The sequence below is a fragment of the Corynebacterium sp. sy039 genome (assembly GCF_007904105.1).
In the GTDB taxonomy this organism is placed as follows: Bacteria; Actinomycetota; Actinomycetes; order Mycobacteriales; family Mycobacteriaceae; genus Corynebacterium.
The window spans coordinates 1,843,405-1,856,979 of record NZ_CP042325.1; the positions used below are offsets into that span (position 1 = coordinate 1,843,405).

The following is a 13,575-nucleotide window of genomic DNA, read 5'->3' on the forward strand; positions in this document are numbered from 1 at the left end:
GAATTACTTGATTGCGGCAACTGCCTCAGCAAGACGCTTACCGTGTGCAGATTCAGGAGCAACTGGGATAAAGCCTTGGTTTTCTAGCTCAGAATCCTGGCTGTTCAATGCTACGGTGAGGAAGTCTTTCACCATTGCACCGCTGCCTTCAGTGTCATCAGTGTTGGAGTAATCAGAGCAAACAATCTCGTAGGTGGTCAAAACGAGTGGGTAACGACCTTCCTCTTTCTGAGAGAACAATGCAGCTGAATCCACAACCATGTCATTGCCCTCGCTCTTGAATACCAAACCGTCGATTGCTGCACCAACAGTTTCAGCATTAAGCTCTACTGGGCCTGCACCGAAGTCGATCTTTGCTACAGAAAGTCCCTTTTCCTTAGCGAAGCCAGACTCAACATAGGTGATCGCACCTTCAGTTGCTTCTACCTCGTTAGCAACACCGGAAGAACCATTAGCACCGGAACCAACCTCAGTTGGGAATGCTTTACCTTCAGATGTCCATACACCAGGTGCCGCAGCAGAAAGGAACTTCTGGAAGTTATCAGAAGTACCAGACTCATCAGAGCGGTACACAACCTTGATGTCCTTGTCAGGAAGCTCAGCGCCTTCATTTGCCTCAGCAATAGCAGGATCATTCCACTTAGTGATCTCGCCCTTGAAAATCTTTGCCAAAGCGTCGGTGGTGAGCGCTACGTCGTCTACACCAGGAACGTTATACGCAATAGCAACTGGACCAATCACGAATGGAAGGTGCCATACATCTGCCCCACCACAGCGCTCTTTAGCCTTAGCAACCTGCTCCTCTTTAAGAGCAGAGTCAGAACCAGCAAATACTACCTGACCGTTGATGAACTGCTCTTGACCAGAACCAGAACCGGTTGGGTTATATGCAAGAGAAGCACCTGGAACAGCAGTCTGGTACTTCACATTGAAGTAGTCCATTGCTTTTTGCTGAGAAGAAGCGCCTTCACCAACAAGCTGTCCTTGAGTATTTGACAAGCCTTCGATTGCAGCACCATTGCTGGAGGAACCTTCAGAGCTTGAAGAACCAGACTGAGAGCCAGTCTCGGAGCAACCAGAAAGTACAAGTGCGCTCGCTGCAACGATAGAAGCAATGCCGAGTCCCTTTACACGAAGAGAACGCTTAGTCATAGATGAGGTATTCACAAAAAACCTTTCGGTAAGTTCACGAAGAAAGTTACTAACTAAATAACAGACAGTTCTGTATCTGACTGTATCCTCACAAGAACTTATGCACCCTATGTGTCCAATGATTGCCACCGGGGTTAATTGTGCATGAACTTCCGCAAAGCATTAAGCAAACGCACACCACGCGCACACTTTCTCATTGCGCTTACTGGCACTTACTCGCGCTTATCCCCGTTTACCCACGTGTTATTCAGCGGCAGAATATAATCCATGACGCTGCTGTACCTGAAAACCCAATGACTCATAGGCACGAATAGCAGGCACATTATCAGATTCAACATAGAGAATAATCTCCTGCACCCCATGAGCCATCAACTGTTTGACTCCCATCACAATAAGCGGCTGCCCAAGACCACGACCACGATACGCATCCGCCAAGCCCACGACATAAATTTCTCCGACGCGTTCATCATGCTGCTTCACCCAATGAAAACCAGCAATGCCTCCTGTTGATTCTTCAACCAAAAACAGCACATCATGAGGATTAAACCACTCAGTATCCTGAGCACGTGCCAGACGTTGCCCATCCCATCCCCCTTGCTCTGGATGCCAGGAAAAAGCCTCGTTATTCACTCGCAGCCACTGCTGATCCGCGTCTGCATAGCGCTGGCGCAATGCAGACAAATCGAGCTGAACAAAGCCTGCGGGAATATGCTTTTCGACGCTCATGCCACCCGTATTCGTGCCCATCACAAAAAGCTCACGAGTCTTTGCTAATCCAAAGCGCTGCGCCAAGTGTGTTGCAGCTGGAAAATTACCATGCGCCCACCACTTTTTTACCCCGTGCTCTTGCCCATACTCAATGAGTGTTGTGGCAATGCCTTGGCGTCGGAAAGCTGGGGCAACAACAAGCTCAGCGCTCTGTTGGGCAATGGCGAGCAGGGCGATCATCTCATCGGCGTCAGGGTCAGGGTGATAGACGCATATATGCTTATGCCCCAGGGTGCTATCACTGATACCACGCAAGTATTGCTCTGATAATGGGGCAATCTGATCATTCTGTTGGGCAGCGGCACAAAGGTGCACTGCTTGTTCTGGGTTGAGATGCTGGCTGAGTTGATAGGTGGCGCTCATTGATGATCCTCTGACAAGTTTCTCAGTAATCTTTTGTAGCCTTTGTAGCATATTTGAGGGGGCGGGGTGCAGCATTGCGCCGCTGGCTCAAAAACTCAAAATACAGTAAAGATATAAGTTGTGAATGCTTTTCTTCGTGCCTTACTCACCACAGCCAGTAGCATAGCGGTTGTTACGTGCTTTGCCTTTCTTGGCGATGCCTCGTTGGCTGTTGTGGCAGAAAAAGCAATCTCTGATGATGTTCAGCACACGGCTGGTCTTGATATAGCACCTCATGTACGAGTTGGTGGTGTTCCGTTTAGCGCTGGGTTTGCCCAGAACAAACTAAAAGAAGTATCAATCGGAATCTCAGATATTTCGGTGCCTACTTTTGGCTTAGTTCGCGCCAATACAGTGCTTACCGAAGTAGCAGTTGATCGCAACCATATCCTTAATGGTCAACTCGAAGGCAGCACTGCACAACTTATCTCCCGCACCATTGGACTCGACGCTGTTGCCATAGGCTCGTTAATCGGCATTCATGATCTAGAGCTATCCAACCCCTATGACATCTCCCCGTCAGGCGGAACAGCAAGCGAAGTGCAGCTGAGAGGAACGCCAGCTCACTATGAAAAACCTGTAACAGTTACCGCATCTCTGAGGCTCATTGGCTCCGCGTTCTATCTCACCCCCACCACTCTCATTGCTGGTGATGAACATAAAAAAGCAGAGATATTCAAGACTTTTAGCCTCACATTTGATACCACCACCCTCCCGATGGGGGATCAAGCAAGTTATGTGTATCTTTCTGGTGGCAATATCTATTTCCAATCCCAAAAGCGCAATGTAACCATCACCAAAGACGACCTATCCCCCATCGTCTCGCATCCTCAGGCAACCCGCGAAAACTAGAGCTGCTGAGAGAACTGCTTAGAGCCGGAAGTCAAAGAAACTAAACGCAACGCGCAACTTCGACAACGGTGTCGGCTGCACTTTCTCTATTGGCGCGTACACGCACAGTGCATCTGCGACGGCACCCAAACGTATTTTCTCGTATTTACCAGCATATTCACCATCAACCTGGAATCGCTGCTGCGCATGACAATCGAGAATAATGCTCGTAGCATCGTCAAATGTCCGAGTCCGACCGTCGATAAGCTTTTTGATTTTCTGGTGCTTGCCGATACCAACCAGGTGAATCATACTTGCTACACCGCCAATACCGCTGATGTCTTCCAAGGCAAAAATACTCAAGCCCAGATCAAAGGAATTGCGCGGATTGGTTACCACCGGCAAAGGGCCAAGAAATGTCCACGGGTTAGTATTGGACGCCATGCAGATCGGCAATTCCTGCAATTCCAACACCTCATTATCACGATTGACCGCGTGCACATCAATATGTGGTGGCTGCCGACGCGTTTTCAACCAGGCGCGCAATGCCACACGCAAATAACGCAATGGTGTTGCAGCAAAGCCACGCTCGCGAGCACGCTCTACCTCAGCGATAACATTGGCGTCAATGCCAAAACCTGCATTGACCGCAAACCACTGATCTTCCCAAGTGCCCAGCTCAATGCGTCGTTTCTGCTGATGTTCAAGAGTGTGTGCAAGTACCTGGGTCGCATGAATCGGATCTTGGGGGAATCCAAGAGCACGCACGAAAACATTAGCCGAGCCGGTGGGAATGACTCCCAGCGTAGGCACATCGTCGAGCGTTATGGTTTGAGTACCTTGGGTTGTGGTGGTCGCTGAGGAAACAGTGCCTAAAAGCCCATTGATAACCTCATTGACCGTGCCGTCGCCACCGACGGCGATGATTGTGTCAGGGTTGAAGCGGATAATTTTCTCCAGCGTAGGGTCAGCGTTGGTGGCAAGTGGTGTACTTTGTCTACGCGCTGCCATGAGTTGTTCACACATCTGGCGCGCGTGTCCGGCGCGTTGAGTGAAAACAGACAGCAATTCCATTCCCGGCACTGCACGCAAAATAGGGATAATGCGACTAAAGAGCGTGGCAGTCTGGGTGGTGGAATGAGGATTGGAGATTAATAAAGCTCGCACGTATTAGCACTTTATCGTATTGTGCTGAGCTTACGCATATTACGCTGGGCTGTATTGTGCCGCACAGTGCTGTTTGTGGGATAGTGATTGGACTTTTTGCGCTAAACCCTTAGGGTTGTCTATATGAATTCTGATAATATTTCTGGCACTTCTGAGAGTCCGCACCAGGATACTCCTGGCGACGCTGCCGCAGCCGGTGGGCAACCACGTATTTCTTTAGCAGGTAGTGAGGCAGTTAACCAAGCTGCCCAGCAGTGGAAAGATACTGCGCATCGCAATATCCCTGGTCTGGGAGATCTTCCCATTCCTGATGACACCGCGAACCTGCGCGAAGGTCCTAATCTTCATGACGGTCTGCTCGCTCTCTTGCCGCTGGTTGGGGTATGGCGTGGCACTGGTCAAGCGGATATTCCAGAAAGCGGACAGTATAACTTTGGGCAACAAATTACTTTTGCTCACGACGGCGAGAATTACCTCACTTATGAATCGCGCATCTGGAAACTCGATGAACAAGGCAATCCAACCGGTCTTGACCAGCGAGAAACTGGTTTCTGGCGCATTAACCTCAAAGATGAAATTGAGGTTGTGTGCGCTCATTCCACTGGTGCTATCGAGATTTTTTATGGTCAACCAGTTAATGAACGCGCTTGGCAAATAGAATCAGCCTCTACTATGGTCACTGCCACTGGGCCACAAACCTTAGGTCCAGGTAAGCGGCTGTTTGGTCTTATGCCTAATAACAACTTGGGGTGGGTCGATGAGCGTCTGGTTAATAATGAGCTGCGTCCTCGTATGTCTGCAGAGCTCCACCGGGTCATTGGCTAATTTTTTGGGGGCGTACCCCAGCTTTGGCGGTGTAGCGTTTAGGGCTGGGATAGCGCCGAAACAATCAGGGACTGTATGTCCTGTTCATTGTCAGGGCGCGCAAGTTTCATGTCATTGATTTTGCGCACCCGCACTCCCATGCGCACAGAGCTGAGCAACCATACGCTATCTGCCCTGTAGAGATCTTCCAGGTATAGGTCTTTGGCTTTGCAGCGCCACCCTCTTGTGCTGGCATAGTCAAAAAGCGCTGCTTGTGCGGTACCGGCTAGAATGTCTCCGCCGGGTATGGGAGTGCGTATTTTGTCACCGCGAACAAGCACGACATTTGAGGTGGCACCTTCCAGGATTTTTTCTCCCTCCACATAAATGACATCATCAAAGCCGTGGTTTTTGGCATAGCGCAATGCCGCCATATTCGCAGCATAGTTGAGGGTTTTTGCTCCTACTGCCAGCCACGATGGCATGGGAGTTTCTTCTTCAGTGGCACTCATGCGATAGCCGCGGGCAGCGGTCATGGCTTTTACTCCATGCTTTCGCTGTTGTGTAATTGTACTGCTTACTTCGGTAAGGCTCAGCCAGGCACTAGGTTGTCCGGTTGATTCTCTGCCGCGAGTATAGGTCCATACGCATCGGGCATCTGGGCATTGTGTTCTACTATCAGCTCCGCTTGCTTTGCGACGCAACCATTGCTCTTGCCACTGTTGGGCGGCAAGTTCGGTAGCGCGCACCCAATCGGCAAGATGTGGTTCCGGCAAATCTAAAAGAGCAGCCGAGGATTGAAAACGCGCACTATGGCGCTCAAAATTACAGAGCTTGCCATTGTGGAGGAGAAAAGTCTCAAAGATACCGTCACCGCGTGTAACGGCTGCATCATCCCAATAGATAAGCGGCAATTGTGGTCGGTGGTTTCTGATTGAACCGCCAAAAGGCTCAATCGCAATGATGATAGGTTCAGCTGGTTTGTGCTTATGCTCCCCGTGTTCCCTGTGCGCACCAGGTACGGTATGGTCAGCTGCCATTGTCTCTTATGCCCTTTCAGCTAGCGCTATCATAAGTAATTGTGACCCAGGAACTACGTGATTCTCATCAAAGCTATCAGTCGCCCTTGCTTCACTTACCTCATGCAAGTTTACCCCAGGGAGACGATGACCTGCCAGAATACCGGGCAGTGGCATGGCATTATGGCGATCCACTGCGCGAGCAACGCGCTTTTAGCAAAGCTAACAGGGGTTTTGTTGATCAATCTCATAGGCGGTTTATTAAAGTTAGCGGCACAGACGCTGCCACTTATCTCCACACACTCTTTTCCCAGAAACTTGACGACCTTGCCCCTGGTACCACCACCCAGGCGCTTGATTTAGATGCTCAAGGGCGTATTCTGCACCAGATTACTGTCAGTAGAATTGGGGAGGATTTTTATCTCGATGTCAGTGCCCCACAATGGGAAAGTCTGGTCACGTACCTCACCAGAATGGTGTTTTGGTCGCAGGTAAGTATCAGCACCCCTGATCTTGGGTTTTTGAGCTTGGTCGGAGGTGAGGTTACGCAGCACCAGGACATCGTCGACAAGCTCAATACTGCCCACTTACTTGTGGCGAGCCGGTATTCACACTGGGGTGTACCCACTTACGACGTCATTGTGGAGCGTTCTGAGCTGCTCGACGTAGCACATACGCTCATTTCCTTGGAATATATGCCGGTTGGTTTTATGGCTTATACTGCCGAGCGAGTCAAGGCATTAGCACCAATGGCTGGCATCGACCTGGATGATAAGTCCATTCCGCATGAGTCTGCGTTATTAGTTGAGCAGGCAGTATGTCTGAATAAGGGATGTTACCGTGGGCAAGAAACTGTGGCACGGGTGGCAAACTTAGGGCAATCACCCCGAGCATTGGTGTTATTGCAGCTCGATGGCTCTGCTCCGCGTCTGCCGCGTACTGGTGAACCAGTAATGGCGAGAAATCGTAGCGTGGGCAGAGTTGGCTCAGTTGTGCATGACCATGACTATGGCCCCATTGCGCTTGCTTTGATTAAACGCAGTGCTTTGGCAAGTAGTGAGTTGAGTGTTGCCGAGGCAGGTGTTGTTATTGATCCGGATAGCCTGCCACATGAGGAAAGTATCAAACCGGGTCGTGCTGCGATTAACAAATTAAAAGGAAACTGAGTATAGCACTTTCCACCAAACGCTTTTGCTGATATTTTTGAGTTTTTACAAGAAAATATGTGGATTGGGCGTTAAGATTCAGCAAAATTGTTGTACTCACGCTATCCTATGTAACAGGAAAAGATTAACTAGATAAATTATGGGGTGTCCAAATTCCCAGGAACACCCGAGCAACTCCAAGGGGGTCATGCCATGGGACGTGGTCGCGCGAAGGCTAAACAGACCAAAGTCGCACGCCAACTCAAATACAACACACCAAGTATGGACTTGGACTCGTTGCAACGAGAGCTCGCAGAGCAATCCCATCGTAACTCCTCTGACCGTACCAATGACAAGGACTACGATGGTTACGGGGATTATTCAGATGATTACTCTGATTACGAAGACCAATATGCAAAGTATGCAGATTGGATTGAAGAAGACTCTGAGGATGATTCTGCAGATCCTTATTCCAAGAACTAAGCCTCTTGCCTAAAAGAGCGAAAGCATCGCTTTCGCTCTTTTTCTATGGTTAGGAAACGACATGGAACAGCCTTCCCGCTTTCCTTACCTCTCACTCTTACCCCTAACTTTGGGTACTTTCCTAGGCTATTCACAGATTCCCCCCAAAAGCATTTTCGTTTCTTACTATATGAGATGGTAGTCTCATCACATGGAAAGCGATGTTCTTCATAAATCCGAACACCCGCGCAGCAACACACATAAACCTGTGCGCGGTTCTACACATCAAACTGCCAACACCACAACACGCCTTGTCATCCTTGGCGCGGCAATACTGGCAGCATTAGGCTGGGGCGCTATCGCCCTCGGGCGCGGCGAAAGTATCAACACCCTGTGGATTGTCCTAGCCGCAATCGGCTCTTACATCATTGGATTTACCCTCTACGCACGCCTGATTGAATATAAGGTTGTGCGCCCACGCAATGACCGAGCCACCCCTGCCGAATATATGTCAGACGGCAAAAACTATATGCCTACCAATAAGAGCGTACTCTTTGGGCATCACTTTGCCGCCATCGCAGGAGCAGGACCGTTGGTCGGCCCCATCATGGCAGCTCAAATGGGTTACCTACCAGGCACTCTCTGGATCATTCTCGGCGTAATCTTTGCCGGTGCTGTTCAAGATTATCTCGTACTATGGATCTCCACGAGACGCGGTGGCCGCACCCTCGGACAAATGCTGCGCGACGAGGTCGGCAGAGTGGGTGGCATTGCCGGAATGCTTGCCATTTTGAGCATCATGATCATTCTCATTGCGGTTCTTGGGTTGGTCGTCGTCAATGCTCTTGCTGAATCACCATGGGGTGTGTTCTCTATCTCCATGACTATCCCCATCGCACTGTTTATGGGTGTGTACTTGCGTTATCTGCGCCCTGGAAAAATTCGGGAAGTCTCCCTCATTGGGGTGGCGTTATTACTGCTTGCCATTATTGGTGGCGGACAGATCGCAAACACTGACTGGGGTGTGGAGTATTTTACCTGGTCTAAGCTCACCTTATCGCTTGCCTTGATTGGTTATGGTTTTGTGGCAGCTGTATTGCCGGTATGGCTTTTGCTGGCACCACGCGATTATTTATCAACATTCATGAAAATCGGGGTTATCGGCCTACTTGCCGTGGGCATTATCCTTGCACGCCCCAACATCACCATGCCAGCACTAACCCAATTTGCTACCGACGGCACCGGACCAGTTTTTGCTGGCGACCTTTTCCCCTTCCTCTTCATCACCATTGCCTGCGGTGCTCTTTCAGGATTCCATGCGCTTATCGCATCGGGTACCACGCCAAAACTCATTGAAAAAGAATCACATATGCGTACCATCGGTTATGGCGCCATGCTTGTTGAATCTTTCGTAGCCATCATGGCAATGATCACGGCAGTTATCCTTGACCAACACCTCTACTTCGCCATGAATGCACCAGCAACCCTCACTGGTGGCACCCCAGAAAGTGCCGCTGCCTATGTTAATTCTCTCGGGTTGGGTGACGGCAATATCAGTGCTGAAACTCTTGCTGCCCATGCCGACGCCGTGGGCGAGCATTCTATCATCTCACGTACAGGTGGCGCCCCCACCTTTGCATTTGGTATGTCTGCTATTTTGAGTAGCGTCTTTGGCAGCTCCGCACTCCAGGCTTTTTGGTATCACTTTGCCATCATGTTTGAGGCACTATTCATCCTGACCACCGTCGACGCTGGCACTCGTGTCGCCCGCTTTATGATGAGCGAAGTCATGGGTAATGTGCCGGGGCTGGGCAAGTTCAAGGATCAAAGTTGGTCACTGGGTGGCTGGATTGCTACCTTATTGGTTTGTGCAGGTTGGGGCAGCATTTTGGTGATTGGTGTTACCGATCCACTCGGTGGTATTAACGCCCTATTCCCGCTCTTTGGCATCGCCAACCAGCTCCTTGCCGCAGTAGCATTGACTCTGTGCATCGTGGTTTTTGCCAAGAAAGCACTATGGCGGTGGATATGGATACCCGCACTGCCACTGGCGTGGGATTTGCTCATCACGTTAACGGCCTCTTGGCAAAAGATTTTCTCCTCCGACCCGAAAATTGGCTACTGGGCACAGCACAATCGCTACCAAGAAGCTCTTGCTGCAGGAAAAACTGAGCTTGGCACAACAGTTGGTGTCGAAGCAATGCAAGCAGTGGTAAGGAATACTGCCCTACAAACATCCTTATCAATCATCTTTGCACTCAGTGTTATCGTCGTAGTGCTTGCTGCATTGGTGAAAATCATGCAGGTAGCACGCAAGCCACTCGAAGCAGAAAGTCACGGTGAAGTGTGTACTGAAAGCGAATCCGCATTCATTGCCTCACACATTGAACCGCTCCACTCGCAATACCAACTCAGCCGCAACTATACGACGCTATCCCACACATAACACATGAAATTCACACACATTACTGGGCTAATCCGTCGCACCTGGCATGGTCTTGGCGAGATGATGGGCGAACATGATTATCACAAATATGTTGCCCATATGCGCGCGCACCACCCAGAGCAGCCTATTCCTAGCGAAAAGCAGTATTGGCAGCGCAGATGGCAAGAACAACAGCGCAATCCAGGAAGTAGATGCTGCTAGGTTTGGGTGAGCGTCGAAAAGCATAACCACATAAATAAAGCGCCTGCTGCAACAGCAGGCGCTTTATCAGACCTTATTGACCAAGGAAAATTCCATTGGCCGGACCCAGCGGCAAATCTGCATAGAACCACAGTGCCAAGAGCGCAGCCCAGAGGAGGAAATACACCGGGGTAAACGGTAGCAGGCGGCTCATCAACGTACCAATACCCGCCTTAGGTTCATAACGACGCAATAGTCCCAAAATCACAATCATATAAGGATTCAATGGCGTAATAATCTGCGTTGCAGAGTCACCCACACGGAATGCCGCCTGAATGAACGCCGGCTCATAGCCAAGCAGAGCAAACATTGGCACAAAGACCGCCGCCATGAGCGTCCACATGGCAGAACCGGAAATAATCAGCAAGTTCAATACTGCTGCCAATAGAATGAACGCAAAAATAGCAGTAAACCCAGTCAAACCAATGGTCTCAAGTAAGGCAGCGCCTTTGACTGCCGTCCAGGTGCCAATACCAGTCCAAGAAAATAGCGCAACGAATTGCCCCAGGATAAAAGCCAATACTAAGAAGCTGAGCATATCTTTCATGGAATCAGACATCATCTTCACTACGTCTTCCATGCGTTTAATGGAGCCAACAACCACACCATAAACCAAACCGAGCACAGCAAAATACAGCACCACGATAAACACAATGGAATCAAGCAAAGGCGATTTAGGTAAGAACTGCCCTTGCTCATTACGCCACGGCGAACCAGGCATAAAGCACACTCCGACGATAGCGATAGTCACTAATACGGCAGCAAGCAAGGACCAGAGCAAACCTTTTGACTCGGTCTTTGTCAACGTAGCAGATAATTCATTGCCCTCGGCGTCGCGGTCGCCACGAGCAGAAAGATCTTCGGTTTCGTCGAAAGTTTCTTCCGCAGGCACGCTTTGGCGCCACATACGCGGCTCCAAGACCCTATCAATGATGAAACCAGCAGCAAGACCAAGCACCACCGAAGACGCAATGTTGAAGTAGTAATTCGAGAGCGCATTAACTGGGCTAGCTGCAGAATCAGGCAGGTTCTCCATCACCGAGGTCGTAATACCGGCAAATAATGCGTCCAGAGAGGTAGGCACCAATGCTGTAGAATAACCAGCTCCTACCGCGGCAAAGGCACCAAGCAAACCCGCAACAGGGTGACGACCACTCGCCTTGAACACCATCGCAGCAAGAGGCGGAATAACCACAAAAGCAGAGTCAGCCATGATAGAACCGGTTACACCAACGATACCCACTGCATACGGCAACACCCACTTAGGCGAGGAACCGAAGATTTTGCGCACCAAAGCAGAGAGCATACCGGAACGCTCGGCAATGCCTACTGCCAACAAAATGGGCAACACTGTAAGAAGCGGTGGGAATCCCACATAGTTCGCGCCGATTGTGGTACTGATCCAGGCAAGACCCTCTTTGGTGAAAAAGCCTTTCACAGCTACTTCTTGAGGTTGATCCCCAGGCACGGTGACGCTTTGATGTGTCCATGCCATGATCGTCGAGGCAATGGCGGTGAGGAAGAATAGAATCAAAAAGAGCGTAAACGGCTCAGGTAATTTATTACCTACGCGTTCAATGCCGTTGAGTGTTTTATCCCCCAGCCGTGCCCAAGCACTTTGTTTTGGGGGGTGATTATCACCTTGAGCAACTGCAGTAGCGTTATGTGTGTTGTGGTCGGACTCGGACATCGAGACAGCCTCCCCTATTGTTCAACAGGTTTTGTATTGCCCTTAACCATAAACTAAAACAGCTCAGTTGCGAAAACTTGCCCACCCGATTGCTCAAACTCCACCCGAGCTGCCTGCAATAACTGTGCATCATAAACACCATCAAGCACCACCGCAGCAAGACCAATGCTGCCATCACGCATTGCACGATAGGCTGCTGGAGAAATCGCAGCTTGAGCAAAGTCTGTGGTATGCAAAGCCACACCAGAATCAGAAACAGCAATCATGGGGTGAATACCAGGAATAATCTGGCTCACATTACCAAAATCTGTCGAAGCAGCAACCGTATCTGGCACTACCCCCGCAGGCACTGGATTGCGCTGACAACCCTGTTGAGCACGAGTCCAGCTTTGCGCCAAAACATGATTATTACGCACTGGCAAAGTAGCGGGATTATCATCCCATTCAATGCGCACTGCACAGCCTGTCATCAAGGCAGCACCGTGCATAATATCTTCAATGCGCTCAGATAAATCTACGAGCGTGGGAATCATCGTCGAACGCACATTGAGTTCCATAATTGCACTATCGACGATAATCGATGGGCGTTTGCCGCCATCGGCAATAATGGCATGCACTCGGTCTGAGGGCGGCATTTGCTGACGCAATAACCCAATGCCCTGATAAGCCAAAGAGGCGGCGTCGAGAGCATTTCTGCCCATAAAAGGCTGCGCACTGGCATGGGCAGCAATTCCACTGAACGTGACCTTGAGAAATCTGCGCCCTACCCAAGCGTGCTCTGCCACATCCATATTGAATGGGTGCACCATCACTGCGGCATCACATTCACGGAATGCGCCCTGCTCAATCATAAGCTGCTTACCTGAACCGCCTTCTTCAGCAGGCGTGCCGTAAAGAACTACTCGGGCGGCTGCGTTATTTTCTGCAAGCACCTGCCGTGCTGCTAAATATGCGCCTATGCCGCTGGCCGCAATGATATTGTGCCCACAGGCGTGACCGATGCCCGGAAGGGCATCATACTCTGCACAAATAGCAATGGTGGGGTGAGTGTTTTCCTCAAAATCCTGGCTTGCCCACTCGCTGCGAAACGCTGTGTCCAATCCATAGCAACCATGATCTACCTGGCAGCCATGCTTTTCTAGAATACGCACTAATAGTGCCGAGGATTGATACTCCGCAAAACCTTCCTCAGGGTGAGCATGAAGCTCACGGACAATCTGCGCTAGATCCTCTTCGAGCTGTTCTACTACTGCGACAACACGCTCATGCCATTGCGAGGGTGCGCCGTGGAAAGCGGTGGCAGCAGTCTCTTTCCCTTTTTCAGTGCTTTCGACGCTGCGTCGAGCGTCGGTGGCGATTTTCTCTGAGAGGTAGTCGAGGTAGGCAGTTGAGGGGGTTTGAGGTTTGTCCGGTAATTTTTTACTTTGCTCACTGGTCATGTTCCAAAGT

12 protein-coding genes are annotated in these 13,575 nt (G+C 50.2%); 6 read left to right on the forward strand and 6 right to left on the reverse strand.

The window, feature by feature from the left end; translation table 11 throughout:
* Positions 1-3: 3 nt before the first annotated feature.
* Positions 4-1,152 carry a phosphate ABC transporter substrate-binding protein PstS gene (gene pstS / locus FQV43_RS08305; protein ID WP_146340508.1) on the reverse strand — a complete coding sequence of 383 codons (1,149 nt, stop codon included), beginning with the start codon at positions 1,150-1,152 and terminating at the stop codon, positions 4-6.
* A 243-nt stretch (positions 1,153-1,395) separates the two neighbouring features.
* On the reverse strand, positions 1,396-2,283 hold the full coding sequence (gene mshD / locus FQV43_RS08310; protein ID WP_146339955.1) for a mycothiol synthase: 888 nt from the start codon (positions 2,281-2,283) through the stop codon (positions 1,396-1,398).
* A gap of 120 nt (positions 2,284-2,403) precedes the next feature.
* Between mshD and FQV43_RS08315 the strand changes: the two genes are divergently transcribed.
* Positions 2,404-3,174, forward strand: coding sequence for an LmeA family phospholipid-binding protein (locus tag FQV43_RS08315; protein WP_144275488.1), 771 nt, complete (start codon positions 2,404-2,406; stop codon positions 3,172-3,174).
* 18 nt (positions 3,175-3,192) lie between these two features.
* Here FQV43_RS08315 and FQV43_RS08320 read toward each other — a convergent pair whose 3' ends face one another.
* Positions 3,193-4,320 (reverse strand): diacylglycerol kinase family protein, encoded by a 1,128-nt coding sequence (locus tag FQV43_RS08320; RefSeq protein ID WP_144275486.1) that lies wholly within the window; start codon positions 4,318-4,320, stop codon positions 3,193-3,195.
* A gap of 123 nt (positions 4,321-4,443) precedes the next feature.
* Here FQV43_RS08320 and FQV43_RS08325 point away from each other — a divergent pair, with 123 nt between their 5' ends.
* Positions 4,444-5,145 carry an FABP family protein gene (locus FQV43_RS08325; RefSeq protein ID WP_146339957.1) on the forward strand — a complete coding sequence of 234 codons (702 nt, stop codon included), beginning with the start codon at positions 4,444-4,446 and terminating at the stop codon, positions 5,143-5,145.
* Positions 5,146-5,183: 38 nt separating this feature from the next.
* Here the strand turns inward: FQV43_RS08325 and FQV43_RS08330 are convergent, their stop codons facing one another.
* A complete protein-coding gene (locus tag FQV43_RS08330; RefSeq protein WP_146339959.1) occupies positions 5,184-6,164 on the reverse strand; it encodes an aminodeoxychorismate lyase in 981 nt (326 codons plus the stop codon).
* Positions 6,165-6,202: 38 nt separating this feature from the next.
* Here FQV43_RS08330 and FQV43_RS08335 point away from each other — a divergent pair, with 38 nt between their 5' ends.
* From FQV43_RS08335 to FQV43_RS08350, 4 genes are all read left to right on the forward strand, one after another.
* Complete coding sequence (locus tag FQV43_RS08335) at positions 6,203-7,309, forward strand: folate-binding protein YgfZ (protein WP_146339961.1); 1,107 nt, start codon at positions 6,203-6,205, stop codon at positions 7,307-7,309.
* A gap of 192 nt (positions 7,310-7,501) precedes the next feature.
* The gene (locus FQV43_RS08340; protein ID WP_144275477.1) at positions 7,502-7,771 is read left to right on the forward strand and encodes a DUF3073 domain-containing protein; all 270 of its coding nucleotides are present in this window, start codon (positions 7,502-7,504) and stop codon (positions 7,769-7,771) included.
* A 190-nt stretch (positions 7,772-7,961) separates the two neighbouring features.
* Complete coding sequence (locus tag FQV43_RS08345) at positions 7,962-10,196, forward strand: carbon starvation CstA family protein (RefSeq protein ID WP_146339963.1); 2,235 nt, start codon at positions 7,962-7,964, stop codon at positions 10,194-10,196.
* 3 nt (positions 10,197-10,199) lie between these two features.
* Positions 10,200-10,397 (forward strand): YbdD/YjiX family protein, encoded by a 198-nt coding sequence (locus FQV43_RS08350; protein WP_146339965.1) that lies wholly within the window; start codon positions 10,200-10,202, stop codon positions 10,395-10,397.
* Between the two features lie 73 nt (positions 10,398-10,470).
* On the opposite strand, the gene FQV43_RS08355 is transcribed toward FQV43_RS08350, so the two are convergent.
* Both FQV43_RS08355 and FQV43_RS08360 read right to left on the reverse strand, forming a co-directional pair.
* Positions 10,471-12,126, reverse strand: a complete 1,656-nt coding sequence (locus FQV43_RS08355; protein ID WP_144275471.1) for an AbgT family transporter — start codon at positions 12,124-12,126, stop codon at positions 10,471-10,473.
* A 53-nt stretch (positions 12,127-12,179) separates the two neighbouring features.
* Positions 12,180-13,565: a M20 family metallopeptidase gene (locus tag FQV43_RS08360; protein WP_146339967.1), complete on the reverse strand. Its 1,386-nt coding sequence runs from the start codon at positions 13,563-13,565 to the stop codon at positions 12,180-12,182.
* Positions 13,566-13,575 lie beyond the last annotated feature (10 nt).